The following is an 18,889-nucleotide window of genomic DNA, read 5'->3' on the forward strand; positions in this document are numbered from 1 at the left end:
TGCTCAATCAGCTTGCACCAAAGGGAAAGCGATAATCGTTATATAAAAAGCAAGGCATCAACGATAGAACAGATACCAGGGAAGGTGCGAATCAACCGATATTACCTATATCATTTATCCATTGATGGATGAATGATTGACGAAACCCGGGTTTGTTTGTAGAATCGAAGCGAAAAAAGCAGAGAGGCATGACCATGTCAGAGCTTACACGTTGGCCCGCGGAAGAGGGAGATGGCAGCTATACGATACAACAAACAACCGACCCCCTGGGTATCCTGACCAGCACACGCGCTGTTATTGATCTCGCTAAAAACGTCTGGATCAATACGGAACACATAGAGCAACTCAGTAAACGCTGGATACAGGAAGACGCACAAGGACAAAAACCAGCCATGCCTTTATGGGATGAGCGCTACCATTTTTCAGATGGCACAGGCCGTACCGTCAATTGGTTATTGTTGCTGGATGCGCTGAATTTTTGTTTTTGGGCCGAGAAAGATCAGCCTCGTTGGGCCATTGAATACCAGAAGCAGACCCTCAATGGCTATTGGGCTGAAGCGGCGGCATTAAAACGTGCCGTCGAAGAAGGTTTACCACTGTGGGATGCCGAATATTTACGCACTATCTCAGAAGAAACAATGGCCCATATTTTCCGTGGCTCCGGCACTATTCCGCTCTTTGAGCAACGCGTTCAGAATGCACGCGAAGTCGGCCATGTCCTGCTCGATCGCTATGCTGGCCAGTTCACCAATGCCATTGAACAGGCTAAGCGAAATGCCATTAACCTTGTGCTCTTATTGGAACGCGACTTCCCATCATTCCGTGACGTTGCCGTATATCGCGGGCAGCCAGTGCGTTTTTTGAAACGAGCACAAATTACAGTCGCTGATATCAATGGCTCTTTTCATGGTCAGGGCTGGGGAAACTTTACGAAACAGGACCAATTAACCATTTTTGCCGATTATAAGCTACCCCAGGTGCTGCGCGAATATAATGTATTGGAATACGAAGTACACCTGGCCCAAAAAGTTGATAATAAAGAGCTGATTCAAGCTGGTAGTGAGGAAGAAATAGAAATCCGCGCCTGCACTATCTGGGCCTGTGAACTCTTGCGGCAATCGCTACAGCGGCAGGGGCATGCTATGACTGCCGCCGAGATTGACATGCGACTCTGGTTACTTGGGCAGCGCTCAGAAGAGATGCGTCCCTATCATCGGACACGCACCATGTACTATTGACGAGCATAGCGCGTACGTCTTTGCTACCATACGACCAGTCGTTTACTACTACATACAAATACTGATGGTAAATAACAACTTATGCAATTACATACATTACTCAACGCGCTAGAAAATTATTCCTGGCGCGCACAACAACAATACTCATTCGATGCGGCAAGCGAAATCACGTCCATCGCCTACGACTCCAGGAAGGTTGTAAAACATGGACTCTTCGTGGCTGTACCTGGTACCCATACAGATGGACAGTTTTATCTCTCCGATGCCGCCGCACGCGGCGCAAGCGTGGCTATCGGCGAGAAAATCCACTCAGATGATCAGGCGCTGCCACTGCCATACATCGAGGTCCCCAACGTTCGCATCGCATTGGCTGACCTGGCCCGTGCGTTTTATGGCTATCCAGCCGATCAGCTGTGCACCATTGGCATTACCGGCACCGATGGCAAAACCACAACCAGTAATCTGATCAGCACGTTATTTGAAACCGCGGGCCGACGTAATGGCTTGATGACCACGGCAAATTTTAAAATGGACGGGCAAGAGTGGGAGAACACCACCCGTCAGAGCACGCTGGAAGCCCTGGAAATTCAGGAGTTTCTTAGACGCCTGGTGGACGCACAGGTTCCCTATGCCATTGTCGAAGCAACCTCCCATGGCCTGGAGCTTGGCCGTGTCCATGGCTGTAACTTTGATGTCGGCGTGGTCACCAATATTACCCACGAGCACCTGGATTTCCATAAGACCATCGATGCCTATCGAAGAGCAAAGGCCCGCCTGTTTGAGATGCTTGATCCCGAACGGGACAAGGGCATCAATAGCCATCCAGTCGCTATTTTGAACCACGATGATGTGAGTTATGAGGTGCTTAAGCCTTATTGCAGAGTGCCTATACTGGATTATGGTATCGACACACCAGCGGCTGTGCGCGCTGTCGATCTACAATTAGGGGCTCAAAGTACCAGCTTCCGCGTCGTGCTGCCGGATGGAGAAGCGCATATCGAAACACGGTTGGTCGGGCGCTTCAACGTCAGCAATAGCCTGGCCGCCATCGCTACTGCCTACAGCCAGGGAATCAACATCGCCGACATTGAACGAGGCATGGCTACCATTGCTGGTATCACAGGACGTATGGAGACGATCGCAGAAGGCCAACCTTTCTCCGTGATCGTGGATTACGCCCACACACCCGATAGCCTGCAAAAAGTGATCGCCACCCTGCGTCCATTAACCGCGGGCAAAATGATCCTGGTCTTTGGTTCAGCTGGCGAGCGCGATCTGCAAAAACGGCCTATCATGGGACGCATTGCCGCCGAGCAGTCTGAGTTCTTTGTGATTACCGACGAAGATCCACGTGACGAAGATCGCGAAGCGATCCTGCAAGAAATCGCCAATGGAGCTATTGCGGCTGGAAAACGGGAAGGGAAAGATTTCCTGTGCATCGCAGATCGCACCCAGGCTATTGCCGCTGCCTTTAAACACGCCCAGGCTGGCGATACGGTACTCCTGGCTGGCAAAGGACATGAGCAGAGCATCATTATGGGGCGAGAGAAGCTTCCCTGGGATGACCGCAAAGTCGCACGCGAACAGCTCAAAAAGCAGGGGTGGTAGGGTGAAATATAGTGGTACCTGTGCCTGGCAGAGCTACCAGGCGATAGCAGCCCCGGCAGGGGTAATGCAACAACCATTGTTTATATAGGTCATCATTACGTCTTGGGAGTACATATGAATCCGAATTCTCCGTGGTTATTACTAGTCGTCTTTATCTGCTGTGCTATAGCAAGTACTTTGCTCTGTCAGGCGGCCAGGCTGTTTTTTCCCAAGTTTCGCAGTGGTGAACACAAACCCGGTACCCATCGCGCTGACCTTCCTACCGGGAAACGCGAAATCAGGACGATCGAACTGCCTCTGGTTGGCGGCCCTGCCTTTATACTGGCAATCGTCGGCGTTGGCATTGCCTCAGGCTATCTACTCAACTTTGAACGCGATCAATGGATCTTACTCTTTATCTCGTTGGGGGCTATGCTGGGCTACGCCATGGTTGGATTTATTGATGACTGGCGCAAAGTGTATCGCAATGAAGGTCTCTCTGAAATCGCTAAATTCTCTGGCGTCTTTCTGGTTGGAGCTGGTGCGGCTGCTCTTTATTTTTACCTGCTACCCCAGAGTGGTCAGATCTCTTACAGTCTGTGGAAAGACCTGCCTATCCTGAATACGTTTCTCTGTCCTACTCCTATCCCACATCATCCAGAAATCTGTTCGGTCGCTGGCAACCCCGTAGGTTACTACGGCTGGCTCATTTTTCTGATGCTGATGACCGGCGTGATTGGTAGTCTGACCTCGGTCTCAGTAGACTTCAGCGATGGATTGGATGGCCTGGCTGGTGGATTGGTCTTCAGTGCGTCACTAGGTCTGGGTATTGTCGTCACTGGCCTGGTCGGAACACAGCCAAATGGGGTGGTGTTGGAAGTATTAGCGCTGCTAGGAGCTGGTGCTATTCTCGGCTATCTACCCTGGAACTGGCCCTCAGCCTGGGCTGCCCGCCGTGGGCATGCCACACGACGAGCGAAGATTTATATGGGTGATAGCGGAGCCCTCGGCATGGGTGGGTTGCTGGCGATGATCGCTATCTTCTCGCGCAACGAAACTCTTTTGCTCATGATCGGTGGTGCTTTTGTGCTAGAAGGGCTTTCAGCTCTAATCTCAGCCCGTTTGCTCACCCGTTTCTTCCGGCGCTATTTAACTATTCTGCGCTTTGCCCATGCCAATACGTTTGTGCCGCACACAGAATTTCCCTTGCCATTCCTGGCGACGCCACTCCACCATCACTTTGACCTGCTAGGTTGGGATCGACGCCGCCTGGTTTACGCCGCCTGGGCGCTAGGGGCCTGCTTTGCTGTCCTCGGTATCATGGTCAGCCTGGTACCGTTCTCATGGCAGCGATATATTGGGCGCTTCTTGATTATTTTGCTGGCCATTTTGATCTGGTCCAGCGGCTCCTGGTCGAAAAACTATTTTGTGGGCAAGCATTTTGTAGCAGGTGCCCGCCGTCACCGCCTGGCCCTCTATTATGGCTATCCTTTCCGCATTATGGGTCTGAACCTCTATCATCTGGTAGAAGTAGTAGAAGCCAGCGAAGATGTGATCGAGACACCAGCGGAAGAACTGGCACTCTGGCAACGTATGGCGATCTTTGATGCGCGAGCTATGCTCGGGCTTTATTGCTATCGTGCGGGCTATTATCCAGCCGCACAGGCACAATGGACCCGTATTCCAGAACGGAACCGCGTGTTGAGACCCGAGATTGTTCACTTGCTTAATGAACTGGAAAATCAACTGGCTCTGGAGAAACAAGAGACGCAGCCTATTCGACGTCAGGATATCTTGCGTCACAAAGAAGAGCCCATTCTGGAAGGCAACTTACCACCAGCCGACCTGCCCAATCCATACGAGCCGGTCAGTGAGGAAGAGAATCACAGTGGGCCACTCAAAATTTGGACCGCCAATACACCCGGTTATCCTATCGAGAGCGACGATGAAGAGATTAAAGTGACCACGCCGCTCAATGGTGATGTGCTGCTAAGCAGGCCAACAGCAGAACTACACCAGGACAACAGCACCGGCACGAAAAGCCGTACACATACATCCCGGTCACACGAAATGCCAAAGAAATAAAATTTTATGTTGTGCTTAAAATGCGCGCTGCGCATTTTAAGCACAACATAAAAAAGGATTGTGGGTGTCAGCCCCCTGCACTTTCCCAGAAAACGAGGGAAGTTAGATACACAGGTAATATAAAAAGGCTGCTCGTTGTCTGAATAACCTTTTTATATTACCTATATTTGCTTATTACAGCATCTTTTGTCATAATAATAGTTAAAATTAAATATTGCAAAACTATTAAAACAAAGAGGATCGTGTCAAAAATGTCCAGGATCCCCACTTTACCAGAAGAACCGGCGCAGGAACGAACAACCAAAAGAAGAATCTCACCGTTGCAGGCTTTGCGCTATCGTAATTTTCGACTGTTATGGATCAGCCTCATTGTCTCATCAATTGGCACCTGGCTTCAGATTGTAAGCCAGAGCCTGTTAGTACTGAAGATTACGCATAATTCTCCCATAGCACTGGGTATCGTCTCACTGGCTCAGGCCGCTTCTTTCTTTATATTTGCATTCATCGGTGGAAGTATTGCTGATCAAAGTGATAAACGTCGTTTCTTGTTGATTACGCAAAGCCTGTCTATGCTCCTGGCATTTATCCTGGGTATCATTACGATTATGGGTATCGTCCAGGTCTGGATGATCGTTCTGTTGGCTTTCTGCTCGGGTACCGTACTCAGCTTTGACCAGCCTGCACGCTCCTCGCTCGTTCCTAACCTGGTGCCACGTGAAGACCTGATGAACGCCATCTCGCTGCAATCAATTGTCTTCAATGGCGCGGCGTTCGTGGGCCCTACCCTGGCAGGTGTAATGATTGTTGTTTTTAGTAATGCCAGAAACGGCAATAACCTTTTTCCCTATGCGGGTAACTTTTTTCTTAATGGTATCAGCTTTCTAGGGGTACTAGTCGTACTCTATATGCTCCAGATTCCCAGGGATGCAGCCGAACAAAGTATGGCCAAACGCGGACCGCTGCTGGCCTCAATCAGAGCTTCGCTCAGCACGGTACGCAGGGACGAAGCGCTCCCATGGGTACTATCTGGCTATGGGGCACTGCTCTTCTTTGGACCATCGAATACTTTAATACTACCAATCTTTGGCACGCAGATTCTGCACTTAAATGCGGCACAATTGGGACTGCTCTTCTCTGCTGGCGGGCTAGGTACTATCTTAGGCGCCCTAATTGTGGCGTCGTTAGGGGATTTCAAGTATAAAGGCTTGTTGTTACTTTGTTCATTGTTAGTGTGGACAAGTTCACTGCTTATCTTCGCGCTGAGCCATTTTTTCGGAATCTCGTTACTGGCCTTGTTGCTCTTTGGTATCTCTCAGAACGGCGTAGGAGCAACGACTATTACGCTCCTGCAGACACGGGTGCCTCCTCAGATGCGAGGGCGCGTGATGAGCCTGAATACGCTGATGATTATGGGCATACGGCCGCTCGGCGATTTCCCGGCCAGTTGGCTGATCGCGCTGATTGGTGGGCCACTCACGGTATTGCTGTGCGCCTCAATCGTAGGACTTTACTCGCTGTACCTGCTGCTTGCGCGGTCGGTGGTGCGTACACTATAAATAAAAGTTTAAGCGACCCTACAGCCGCTCCTAGCAGGGACAGAGGCATGGTTCGCTACATAGAATTTAGCTCCCCGTCGCTGCTAGCGTGATCACAAATCACTAAACTAGACCAGATTGAAACGGTTTCGGGAGGCGCGATATTCAGCCTCTAAGTGTTGTTCGGCCACCAGAGCCTGTACTTTATCCTGTACTTTTCTGTAAAGAGCAGAAGATTCCTCTACACCCACGGTCAGAGCCTGAACCCAGACATCCAGGGCTTCTTGATAGCGCTGCTGGGTCTGATACAACGTTCCTAGATGGAACAGGATGTTCAGGCGCTCCCGTTTCAGTGAAAACCCTGCCAGTAAGCGCTCAGCCTCGCGATAATAGCGTTCCGACTCAGCGAACTGACGCAGTACAGCAGCAACGTCCCCTTGTCCAGCCAGGGCCAGTCCCTGAATATAAGTGATTACACTTTCTTGAGCCAGAAATTGCGCTTGCTCATAGTTCTCTCTGGCTTCCAGATAGATACCTTCCTCGAAGAACAGGGACCCAATGATCTGCAGAGTTAGTGCTATATTCAGGCGATCTCCCAGCGCGTTAAACAGCTTCCAGGCTTCGCTATAGAAGTTGTGTGCCCGCTGCATTTCCTGCTTCTGGCGGTAAAGATCTCCCATTGTACGCAAGGTCAGAGCTTCACCACGTCTCAGTTGTCGCTCACGGAAACGAGGCAGGACTTCCTGGCAGGCCTGTTCCGCCAGATCCAATTTGTCCTGCAAAATGTGGATGGCGCTCTTATCCACCATAACCCAATACTGGTCTACTGGCCGATCTAACTCGTTGAACAGGCGCAGTGACTCTTCAAAATCACGTACGGCCCGGCTATACTGGCCCAGTGCGCCATAAGCAGTGGCACGATTGTGCAGGGCTCTGGCATGACCCAGACCATCTTCCTGCTGCACACAAATGTCGATGGCCTGTTCAAAACAGTGTAGCGCCTCAGCGTAACGAGCCTGGTCCTGGTAAACCATACCCTGTACATCCAGAACGCGCGCCAGGCCACGTTCCTGTCCACAATCCTTAAATTGTGTCTGCGCTTGCTGGATACAGGTCAGAGCCAGCGGAAAATCCCCTTGATCATGCAGTAAGAGGGCCAGTTCATACTGCACCCAGCCAATGTATTCGGCCTCAGCAGGATTACGCTGATGGGTGGCGAGACTGCTTCTCAAATACACCTCAGCCTCGGCGTAATTGCCCAGTTGCCTCAGCAAAGCGCCCAGACGACATTGTATCAAGCCCGCACTCGTCTGATCACCCAGACGAGTCGCATAGCCTGCGGCCCGGCGCAGTAGCTTTTGCGCGGTGGCAAAATGGCCATGGCCCTCAAGAGGAGACGCCGCCCGCAAGGAGACTTGAATCGCCTCGCGCAAATCTAGAGGCTCGCCCGCTGCTTCCAGGTGCTCAAATGCCTCAATCCATTCCTCCATCTTTGGCCGGGGCAAACAATAATAATAGGCAGCCACCACCCGATGCACCCGGCGGCGCTCTTCCAGGGGTAAACGCAAGAGGGCGAAATGACGAATCTGTGGGTGAATAGAATAGGTGTAACCATCAAATAAAACAATCGAGGCCTGCACCAGTTCATCACGAGCCGCCCGCCACTGCTGGGGCAAAAGCGCTGATAGACGTGCGGGCTGTCCGTCCTGGGCAGCAGTATTATCTGTGGCCTGCAGCGATATTGGCTCATGGGCAGCTAGCAGGGTATCAGGAGAGATCAACATAGCAATCTGCTCGCGATTAAACGGAATGCGAAACGCAGCCAGGTATGACAGTAACAGGCGAGCCGGAGCACTTAAACGCTGATAAGAGACCTCCAGCACAGACATAATTCCGGCCAGAGGATTGCTATAGAGTTCGTCGCGTATCTCTTCCAATGAGCGTGTGGCTGCTTCTGGCGTATAGATCTGGCCACCAATCGAACGAGCGGTGCCAAAGATCAGCTCGGCCCCCAGCGGATAACCATCTAATAGCGCACAGATCTCTTTTAAAATAATTTGCTGCCGTGGCTCATTCAATTGGATGCGCTGATCCAGACCACTAGCAGCCGCCAGATCAGTAAAAAGCGTTAATAAATCGCTGTTGGTCATCTTGCCGATGCGGTATTCATACCAGCGGCCCAGTGTGCCATCCGTCACCAGCATGCTCTCAGGATTAGAATGTGAGGTAACTATTACGACCACTTCCGCAGGAAGGCTACTCAAAAAAGTTAACCACTGCTCCAACTCGGCTCGATCTGTAATTTCTTCAAAGCTATCGAGCAGCAAGAGACAAGGAAGTTCGCGGCTGGCAAGCGAACGCAAAGTGCCCTGAACCAGGCGGGAACGCTGCCTGGCATCACTGTTAGCTATATTGCGAGCGGGAATTTGCAAGGCATGGATGATTTCCAGTAACGCGTCAGTAAATGATTTTCCGTTCTCCAGCGAAACTCCAATAATACCGCCCAGAAACTTATCGCGATTGCGCCGAATCGCTTCTAGAGCCAGAGCGCTTTTGCCAATGCCAGGCGCACCAGTCAACGCGATATGCTGGTATCCCTGTGGTTTACGTATACCCCGACGCGCCGCGGAAGAAGGTGGATTCGTCGCCGCCAATGCTAATAATTGCTCAACATCTCGCAATTCGCGTTCACGGCCGACAAATGATATCGGGGGACCTAGATGGGCCAGGGGATGGGCATGGTCATTTTGCGTATCAGAAGTTACCATTAAAGCGACTGGCCCCTCTTCGTCCTCCGCAACATGGCGATAAAGCACAGGGATGAACCAGCTCTTCTGCTGCATCGGTAACATCGCCTGGCGAGCCCGCGACAGGGCCTCCTCTAACGTGCGTCCATCCGCCAGCGCCTCGTAAAAATGATACATGAAGGTTGGACTCAGGTCATCCTGCAAAGAAAACGGCATCGCCACTACGGCCGGTACCTGGGCTGTCACTAACGAGGTAGCCAGCGTAGAATCTACAGCGGCCAGATGTCGGGACGGCGGCACATTTCCTCCCACAGGTTTGTCGTTAGCAACCATAGCGGTCTCACAGGCAGAAAAAACTCCCAGGTGAACATCGCTACTAACCAGAACATCCCGCAACGATTGTGTATCAATAAAATTGTTGTAGCCTTCATCATCACAGAAACAGAGATAGGTTTGTGGCTGTATACGACTCAAAGAGGTCCCACATTCCACACATTTGCGTGCATCCGGATTGTTGACTGTCTCACAACTATCTTTGGGGCAAAGCTTGCCATAAGCTCCGTGACCATCAAAGTGCACTACATAGCAGGGCAGCGTCGTATCACTATCATCAAAAGTGCCTGCTCCCCCGTAAGAGTTCAGGTAACGCACAAATTGGCTAAAGGTAGGTGGCTCCAGGCGGTCCAGAAATATTTGACCAGTCTCGATTAAAGGGTTTAATGCCTCCTCCATCGCCTCAAAGCTGCGCTCAGTCTCCAGGGGTGCAAAATTGGTAGGAGAGGCACTGATATACAATATCCGAAAAGGTGGATGCACAGGCAATTCAGAGCCCACGGGAGCGTCTGGGCGCATGAGTGCCCGGCTGAGCGTAAAAATGCCAGAGGCAATCAAGAAGTGATTGCCGTTATAGAGCAATTCCCAGGGAAAACGCACGAACTCTTCGCAGCCTGGAGCAAAAATCAGTGTTAACGCCACCGTTCCCCGGCGCTTCAACGTGCGCTGGATGATGTTGCGCAGGACAAACGCAACCGAGGATTCAGCAGGCTGCGACGGCTGGCTTTGAGAAGGATCGATTCCGCAAATAGCGCAAAAGAGACGATAGCCAATCCCACGTAACTCAGTATCGTTGTTTTCAAGCGTATTGAGCTTTTTTTGTAATGCGCTTACTTGCCTGGATGTATACGGAGGAACAAAACATCCGCTCACCGCATGCCCCGACCAACTGTCCTTTATTTGCACCTCATACGAACCATCCACACACACACGAAATAATAAGCTAAGTGTTTCTCCCATGAGTTTAAGTGATCTCGCATTCCATTGCTTTTCGTGCCATGACACGATGACAAATGCTGAATATGCCGTTTTCTCATGTACAAGTATACCACACAGGTGTTTGTAATGATCTCACAAAAAAGACCATTACAAACATAAAGGTATCGCTTCTTGATGACCGCCGACAGCAATTGCAGGACAAAAAACTGGAAGTTAATATGGCCTACCGCCAGGTACAAGCCAACGTAGCGCAGGTAGCCACGGGCAGCGGTATTCTCACCAGCTTGCTATTCGCCCCAGTATAATTCAACTTTACCGAAACGTACGGTATCACCAACTTTTACGCCAGCTTCTTCGAGTGCCTTGGTAACACCCAGCTTTTCAAGCTGGACCTGCATACGATCCATGCCTTCTTCGCTCTCTTGATTTGTCATGCTGACCATGCGCTCAACACGCTTGCCGCGAACAATGAAGATACCCATTTCTTTAGAAACGGTAAAGGCATCATCAGGCATGGGACGTAAAATGGGGCTTTCGCCCTCGCGCAGATCGACAACCACCTGAGCTGCGGCACGTTCAGCCTCTTCGCGGGCAAGTTCATGCAGGCGCCGTGAGGCCTCGGCTACCAATTCTTCTGTCCCCTGGTGAGCAACCGCCGAGATAGCGTATACACTATAGCCTGCCGCCTCGACTTTAGCTTTAAATGCTGGCCAGCGCTCCTGAGCTTCAGGCACATCCATCTTATTGAACACCACCAGTTGTGGACGCCGGGCAAGCTCAGCATCATAATCGCGCAACTCTTTATTGATAGCCTCAAAATCTTGCCAGGGGTCGCGCTCAATGGCTGAACCGTCAACCATATGGATTAACAGGCGCGTACGACGAATATGGCGCAGAAATTCATGCCCCAGGCCAACTCCCTGGGCTGCACCCTCGATCAAACCTGGAATATCAGCCATCACAAAACCAAAGCCATCGCCACTACGTGGCTGGCCAACCTCAACCACACCCAGGTTGGGCTCCAGCGTCGTAAATGGATAATTGGCTATTTTCGGACGGGCTGCAGAGCAGACCGATAGAAGCGTCGACTTACCGGCATTTGGATAACCTACCAGGCCCACATCGGCAATTACACGTAGTTCCAGTTTGAGCCAGCGTTCCTCACCAGGCTCACCGCGCTGAGATTCTTTCGGCGTCTGGCGCGTCGAGGTTGCAAAATGCACATTGCCCAGACCACCACGCCCACCCCGGGCAACCATTACCTGCTGACCAGGCTCAGTCAAGTCAGCAATCAGCGCATCCGTCTCTGCATCACGAATAATCGTGCCACACGGCACACGCAAAACAATATCATCGCCCTTGGCTCCATGCATCTTTTGACGCACACCCGGAGCTCCCGATTCAGCCTTGAACTGCTGCTTATAGCGGTAATCAATCAGTGTATTTAATCCATTCGTGGCTTCAAAGTAGATACTTCCACCTCGCCCACCATCTCCACCATCCGGACCGCCAAATGGAGCAAACTTTTCACGACGAAAATGCGTTGACCCGTCGCCTCCATTCCCGGCTTTAACAAAAATCTTTGTATGATCGTAAAACATAAACCATCCCCAATGCATTCTGCAGGCGTTAAAATCTGTATCTTTGTGGCGAATGGAGTATATCACAAATGGGCCTCAGGCACAAAAATAGCCTGGCAAAGTTGAACGAACTTGTTCAACTTTGCCAGGCTAGATGCATTGAGAAAAGAGACACAATTTACAGCATAGTGGTCTCTACAATAAACCGTTATCGTTGTTCTGGTTACCGCCAAAGCCACCCTGATTCCCTCCGCCAAATCCGCCACCTAAAAATTGCTTGGCAGCCAGGGCAGCCACACCCGCAATGGCGACTTTCGCCCAGGGACTACTCAAAGCGCCACCGGGACCAAACACCTGATGTAAAACATCGGGTTGCTGCTGCTGAGCATAACCAGTTACACGGCAGCCTCTACTGGCGACATCGTATAAGGGTCTGTATTTTGAATGCCCATCTGTTGTGGACTTATTCCACGCTGCGTCAGGCCATTTAACAGATTCTGGAGCAACCCACCACGCTGCTAGGGAGGCATCTGTTCATAAACTTGCTGATGGGCCTGCTCGAGCATTTGTGAGGGACATTCTGCGCAAATTGATTATAATTTTGCCAGGCATCTAAACCCTGTCCATATCTCAGCCTCCGGTCTACCACTAGCCAGAGTGGCCTGCCCGGACGTGGTGGATGGGACCAGAGATCCTGAGCTACTCACATTTGGCCGGACCTGCCAGCTACCATATCCCCCGTTGCCATTATTACATTGATTATTCTGATAACTACAATACGATCCGCTGATGGAGCCATCGCCCTGAATCTGGCCCTGGAAAAAGAGAGGCAGATGTCCAGCATAGCTTGACACCAGGAACTGGATCTTTTTGTCTCTGGTCACCTGACCAGTAAAATCACCATCGCCCTGCAAACCAGGCCCCAGGGCCAGGTGACCATGAATCGTCCCTTGCTGCTGACGCATGCCGGTTAATGACATGGTCGAATCCACAGAGGCCGGTGTATTATGGATAGAGCCGTTATAAGCTGAGGCAATCGTCGGAAAATTCGCTGGCGGCTGCGTTGGTGCATGTGTGGGCACACTGGTAGGTACTGGCGTGGCTGTACTGGTCGGTGTCGCTGTTGGTGCCACCGTCTTTTGTGCCACTGGTGTGTGTTGTGTTGTCGTTGAGGGAGCATGCCCAGGCCTAGGAATCAAATTAAACCAGGCCATAGCACCTCCTCCCCCTCCAAGCAAAAGCAGCAATGCAATTATCAGGATGATCAGTCCAGTTTTGCGCCGACGCCGTGGTGGTTGCGGAGATGGTAAATGCACATCTGCTTCCGTGGGTTCACTGGATACAGGAAGATCCTCGGTTTCGATAAAATCATTATGCCTGCCGGGATCAGATGCCGTGGAAACTGCCGATGAGTGTTCCAGCCTCCCGCTGGCAGGCAAGATAGCTGGCACCAGCGCGGGCTGAGCTTCTGCCTCTTGCACAGGTACAGGATTAGCTGGCTGATCTGATAACGTCTCTGGTTGCTGCACGGTGGCTTCCAAAGCTTGCCAGAAATCATTCACAGTCGCAAAGCGATCGCTGCTATTGATTGCCAGAGAGCGATGAATCGCTGCGGCAAAATCAGGCGGAATATCTGGGACGATCTCACCGATGGGCACCAGAGGATCAGCGCGATTCACACTCAGGCGCGTGATACGGTAGAGGGCATCAATCGGAATGGCACCTGACAATAACGTGTAGAGAGTAGCACCAAATCCATAAATATCGGTTCGGGTCTCCGTTCCACTGACATACTGTTCAGGAGCACCATATCCAGGAGAACAATGCCGTATCGCGGTCGTCGTGGCATCCTGATTATATTCTTTAGCGATGCCGAAATCGACGAGTACAGCGCTTTCTCCAGAAGTCGGGATAATGATATTCGATGGCTTAATATCCCGATGAATAATTGGAGGCTGCTGATTGTGTAAATAAGAGATGGCCGAAGCGATTGGTGCCATCATTTGCATAACCTGATGCAACTCAAAACGTTTACCAGGTTGTTCAGAGCGTAACTGCTCCAGATTAGGGCCAGCCACATAATCCATCAGAATACAGATACGATCATGCTCCGGCTTTTCAAAGACACGATAGACGCGAGGTAGGGCAGGATGATCCAGGCGACGGAGAACTTCCCCTTCAAACAGAAAGTTCTCTCGTTGACGCCACTCCAGACTTTCTACCTCTTTAAGCGCAAAGACATTTCCTTTGACACGTCTATCTCTGACACGGTAAACCGCGCCAAATCCACCCTGCCCTAGTAGATCTTCAATAACATAACGGTCTCGGACTATCTTGCCCTTTGGAAATTCTTGCATCCCTTCACCTCAAGTTCTCGTTGTTGAGCACACGTGGGCACTCTGTACACGAAGGGGCGCAAAAAGAAACTCTAGCTTGGTTGTAGTTCCCGCTCTACAGACTTCGCTTTTGCTACAGCTGGTTGATGCTCATGTGTAATTAAACGAGCATTGCGCTGGAAAGTGACATATCCCCAGAATGATTGGAAAAGAACCATAAAACGATTGCGGAAACCAATCAAAAAGAAAATGTGGGCCACGATCCAGAATACCCAGGCCGAAAAACCGGTAAATTTTACTTTACCGAGATCGGCAATGCCATAAGAACGTCCCACAGTTGCCAGATTGCCCCTATTATGATAACGGAACTGCTGACTATTTAGTTTACCTGCGACACGATCTTTAATGACCGAGGCAGCATAGATACCGCCTTGCATAGCAGCGGGCGCGATACCTGGAATGGGCTTGCCATCCTGGGTAGCGGAAGAGGTATCACCCACAATGAAGATGTTGGGATAACCAGGCAGATTTAAACGCTCATCGACTTTGGCGCGGCCCGCGCGGTCTAATTCGGCTCCCAACCATTTTCCGGCTGGCGATGCGGACACTCCTGCCGTCCAGATCACTGTACCAGCCTCAATCTGCTGGCCAGCAATCACAACGCCATGCTCGTTAACTTCCTGTACGGCGGAGCCGGTGCGAACCTCAACGCCCAGCTGATGCAAGCCATCCTGAGCCTTTTTAGCCAGGCGCTCATTAAAAGCGGGCATAATACGTGGTAAGGCTTCTACCAGAATAATACGGGCGGATTTGGGATCAATGTTGCGGAAATCCGAAGCCAGAGCTACATGGGCCAGTTCAGCTATCGCCCCGGCCATCTCAACACCAGTGGGACCCGCGCCAATCAGAATGAACGTTAATAGCGCGCGCTGACGCTCAGGATCGGTCTCCTGCTCGGCCTCCTCGAAGGCCAGTAGAATCTTATGCCGTAATGCCGTGGCATCCGCCACCGACTTCAAGCCAGGTGCAAAAGGAGCCCAATGATCATTACCGAAATAGCTATGGCTAGCACCTGTAGCTACAATCAAATAATCATACGGAATTGAGCGATCAGCTGTCAGCACCAGTTGCTGATCGCGGTCAATACCAGTCACTTCAGCCAGTACTACCTTCGTATTTTTTTGCTTCCGCAAAATATAGCGGATTGGAGCTGAAATATCGGCAGGGGACAGGACAGCCGTAGCCACCTGATATAATAAAGGTTGGAAGAGATGGTGATTATTGCGGTCGATCACAGTAATATCGACAGGTGCATCCTTCAAAGCCTTGGCAGCATTCAGGCCGCCAAATCCAGCACCGACAATAACAACATGCGGTCGTTTCGCAGCACCATTAATAGTTGTCGAGCCACGTTGAGTATGTAAAGCGTCCAAAGTGTGTCTCTTCTCCCTAAACTCATCCAAGAGATAACAGTTCTTCACTGAACCTGATTCGATTGATCGCTATAAATTTTATGAATATATACCAGCTTATAAAATTATCACCAGTATACCTATACTCCCTAGCTTATCATGTTTTCTCTTTTTACAAAACACCTTTTCCTATTTACCTATACATTTCAGAGAGTTTTGTGAAGATTGCTTAACCACTATAGATGAATTATCCATAGCAAAAAACTTGGACAATTTCGTCCACATCTTGTATTATGAAAACATATAAACCACTTTTTGGAAATGCTACCCGTGCTACTTAGCAACAAAGAGGAGCGCGTTTTCCATCTCCGAGATGGAAATATATGTCGTTATCAGGAGCGAATATGAGTAAATTCAATCCACGTGATCCAAAGTGGATCAAAGAGTCTCGCGAGTATCTGGAACCAAGAGGGATCATTCCTTACGTGGTGGAAACAACGCCGCGAGGTATAATTAGCCATGATCTTTTTTCGCGCCTGCTTCAGGACCGCATCATCTTCGTAGGCACACAAATTGATGATATGGTTGCCAATAGCGTTGTAGGTCAGTTACTCTACTTGCAAAATGAAGATGCAACCAAAGACATTAGTATGTATATCAATAGCCCAGGTGGAGTGATCTATGCTGGCCTGGCGATCTATGACACTATGCAATCGTTGAAAGCTGATGTCTCAACCGTTTGTATGGGTATGGCCATGAGCATGGGAGCAGTGCTGCTGGCTGTGGGGGCAAAAGGAAAACGTTTTGCGCTCCCTAATTCGACTATCCTGATTCACCAGCCGCTGGGTGGTGCAGAAGGGCAAGCCTCCGATATTGAAATTACGGCGCGTGAGATTATCCGCTTACGTCAGACCCTGCTAGGCATTCTTTCCAAGCACACAGGCCAGCCTATCGAGCGTATTCAAAAAGATGCCGACCGCAACTACTACCTTTCCGCACCCCAGGCGGTAGAATATGGCATCATCGACGAAGTCCTTTCTAAGGAAGAGTAACCATTACATTCTCCAAAAAAAAAGACCAGCACGGCGCCAGCGGACAACACATCCGCTGGCGCCGTGTTATTGTGGGGTTGATTAATACGTTACATACAATCATTGCTCATTCCTGGACTCGATATTAAAAACTTTTATTAGTGGTGAACCGCGCCATGATGGGCTGCGCTGTGATGGACTGCGCTGTGGTGCGCTGCGCCATGATGGGCTGCGCCATGGTGAGCAGCGTGATGGGTTGCGCTATGGTGTCCGCCACGGCGAGGCATTGGAGCAGATGCAATCAGAGCGCCACTAACAAGGTGATGGCCAGCAACACCATGTGTAGCTGTACCATGATGGGCTGCGCTGTGATGGGCTGCGCTGTGGTGCGCTGCGCCATGATGGGCTGCGCCATGATGGGCTGCGCCATGGTGAGCAGCGTGATGGGTTGCGCTATGGTGTCCGCCACCATGAGGCATTGGCGCTGCTTGGATTGCCACTTGAGCAGGAACAAAGGCCAGGAATCCACTCAAAGCTGCACCAGCGGCAATCAAAGTCAATTTACGTGTAATATCATGCATAGACATCTAAAGGAAACCTCCATTAAACAACTTGCTTACTATATGTCAAAACCTTTTTCAAACCAGGAATGCACAATGCAGAAACAATATTTCAGCCCTGAAAAACCTATTTCCATCGCATGCCATACATGTTCTGGAAATCTAGTATTATTTATCGGTAAAACTGATATATTCAATAGCAGTAGAGTTAGTTATAAAAACCTGGCCTGCAAAAACCGGGCGAATACGTATGGGGATGACTCAAAAGTATGCATTTTGTGTTTATCTTTTCTATGTTTCAAGTTCCTCCACTACGCACCACTGGCCCGAAGTATTACGCTTGCGCCCTGAAAAAAATCGCCCCTGACGATATTCGATAGCGATGATGCCTCTTGCTACTGCGTTATCTAAAGGTGTAGGAAAACATATGAGATACTGTTGTATAACAACCTGGTTCTACATTAGATAAGATAGGAAAGAGCATGCAACCCAAACCCGAAAACTTCGATCGCCAGTATGCAGAATCTTTTAAAAATCAGCACGTAGTAGATGCCTATCGCTATCGTGCACCTTATCCACCAGAGACATTTGCTATTCTGGCTGATCTGATCAAAGATGAACCGCGCACACTGCTAGATGTGGGCGCCGGGTCAGGAGATATAGCGCGGCAATGCGTACACCTGGCGGAACGAGTGGACGCGGTAGACTTCTCACAAAACATGATTGAGCGGGGTAAGCAATTGCCAGACGGCAACCATCCTCACCTGCACTGGATCTATGGCAAAATTGAAGAAGTCCCCCTGACACCGCCTTACGCCTTAATCACTGCCGGATCCAGCATCCACTGGACAGAATGGGAAGTAGCATTCCCGCGCTTTCATGATCTGCTCACGCCACAAGGTATGCTGGCGCTGGTGCATCGCCGCGCATTGTCGATGCCCTGGAGTGAAGAACTATCACAACTGCAGGCACAATATTCTTCTCGCCGTGGACATCGCTCAACCTATGTACGTAAGGAACTGGAAGAACGCGGCCTATTTCACACCATCGGCGAAACAGAGACCACGCCAATCGATTTTCATCAAAGTATCGACGACTTCATCGAAGGATTACACTCGCGCAGCAATTTCGCCCGTGAACGCATGAGTCGGCAGGCAGCCGAAAACTTCGATCAACAGGCCAGATCTCTCCTCCTACGCTATCATCCTCACGGCATTATTCCACTACAGGTCAGCGGCACCGTCGCCTGGGGTCATCCACTCAAACCAACCAGTTAATATATCAACATCAACGGAGCCCGACCAGACTATCTCACCAGTCTGGTCGGGCTCCGTTGATGCTAGCTACTTAAAAGAGACTGGCAACGTAGGGCCAGAAAAAATACAGCAAACACGCCATAATAATAATTACGACTATAAAAATGAGACGTACGAAACGCCCTTTAGGATAACTTTCCTGTGCATAGGATGGACGTCTATCGCGATCTTCCATAAAGCCTAAACTTTC

12 protein-coding genes are annotated in these 18,889 nt (G+C 50.4%); 6 read left to right on the forward strand and 6 right to left on the reverse strand.

Annotated elements, in window-relative coordinates:
* Positions 1 to 194 precede the first annotated feature (194 nt).
* From JMI88_RS20620 to JMI88_RS20635, 4 genes are all read left to right on the forward strand, one after another.
* A complete protein-coding gene (locus JMI88_RS20620) occupies positions 195 to 1,238 on the forward strand; it encodes a queuosine 5'-phosphate N-glycosylase/hydrolase (protein ID WP_201363862.1) in 1,044 nt (347 codons plus the stop codon).
* 81 nt (positions 1,239 to 1,319) lie between these two features.
* On the forward strand, positions 1,320 to 2,846 hold the full coding sequence (locus tag JMI88_RS20625) for a UDP-N-acetylmuramoyl-L-alanyl-D-glutamate--2,6-diaminopimelate ligase (RefSeq protein ID WP_201363863.1): 1,527 nt from the start codon (positions 1,320 to 1,322) through the stop codon (positions 2,844 to 2,846).
* Between the two features lie 114 nt (positions 2,847 to 2,960).
* A complete protein-coding gene (locus JMI88_RS20630) occupies positions 2,961 to 4,910 on the forward strand; it encodes an MraY family glycosyltransferase (protein ID WP_201363864.1) in 1,950 nt (649 codons plus the stop codon).
* Between the two features lie 251 nt (positions 4,911 to 5,161).
* The gene (locus JMI88_RS20635) at positions 5,162 to 6,466 is read left to right on the forward strand and encodes an MFS transporter (RefSeq protein ID WP_201363865.1); all 1,305 of its coding nucleotides are present in this window, start codon (positions 5,162 to 5,164) and stop codon (positions 6,464 to 6,466) included.
* A gap of 107 nt (positions 6,467 to 6,573) precedes the next feature.
* On the opposite strand, the gene JMI88_RS20640 is transcribed toward JMI88_RS20635, so the two are convergent.
* From JMI88_RS20640 to JMI88_RS20660, 5 genes are all read right to left on the reverse strand, one after another.
* Positions 6,574 to 10,431 (reverse strand): tetratricopeptide repeat protein, encoded by a 3,858-nt coding sequence (locus tag JMI88_RS20640; protein WP_201363866.1) that lies wholly within the window; start codon positions 10,429 to 10,431, stop codon positions 6,574 to 6,576.
* A gap of 320 nt (positions 10,432 to 10,751) precedes the next feature.
* Positions 10,752 to 12,065, reverse strand: a complete 1,314-nt coding sequence (gene obgE / locus JMI88_RS20645; protein ID WP_201363867.1) for a GTPase ObgE — start codon at positions 12,063 to 12,065, stop codon at positions 10,752 to 10,754.
* A gap of 174 nt (positions 12,066 to 12,239) precedes the next feature.
* A complete protein-coding gene (locus tag JMI88_RS20650; protein WP_201363868.1) occupies positions 12,240 to 12,398 on the reverse strand; it encodes a hypothetical protein in 159 nt (52 codons plus the stop codon).
* A gap of 239 nt (positions 12,399 to 12,637) precedes the next feature.
* Complete coding sequence (locus JMI88_RS20655) at positions 12,638 to 14,401, reverse strand: serine/threonine protein kinase (protein WP_201363869.1); 1,764 nt, start codon at positions 14,399 to 14,401, stop codon at positions 12,638 to 12,640.
* Positions 14,402 to 14,472: 71 nt separating this feature from the next.
* Complete coding sequence (locus JMI88_RS20660; RefSeq protein ID WP_201363870.1) at positions 14,473 to 15,813, reverse strand: NAD(P)/FAD-dependent oxidoreductase; 1,341 nt, start codon at positions 15,811 to 15,813, stop codon at positions 14,473 to 14,475.
* Between the two features lie 383 nt (positions 15,814 to 16,196).
* On the opposite strand from JMI88_RS20660, the gene JMI88_RS20665 reads away from it, so the two are divergent.
* Entirely contained in the window at positions 16,197 to 16,844 is a 648-nt protein-coding gene (locus JMI88_RS20665; protein ID WP_201363871.1) for an ATP-dependent Clp protease proteolytic subunit, read from the forward strand.
* A 137-nt stretch (positions 16,845 to 16,981) separates the two neighbouring features.
* On the opposite strand, the gene JMI88_RS20670 is transcribed toward JMI88_RS20665, so the two are convergent.
* On the reverse strand, positions 16,982 to 17,410 hold the full coding sequence (locus tag JMI88_RS20670) for a hypothetical protein (protein WP_201363872.1): 429 nt from the start codon (positions 17,408 to 17,410) through the stop codon (positions 16,982 to 16,984).
* Between the two features lie 455 nt (positions 17,411 to 17,865).
* On the opposite strand from JMI88_RS20670, the gene JMI88_RS20675 reads away from it, so the two are divergent.
* Positions 17,866 to 18,660, forward strand: a complete 795-nt coding sequence (locus tag JMI88_RS20675) for a class I SAM-dependent methyltransferase (protein ID WP_201363873.1) — start codon at positions 17,866 to 17,868, stop codon at positions 18,658 to 18,660.
* Positions 18,661 to 18,889 lie beyond the last annotated feature (229 nt).

The organism is Dictyobacter formicarum, from assembly GCF_016587435.1.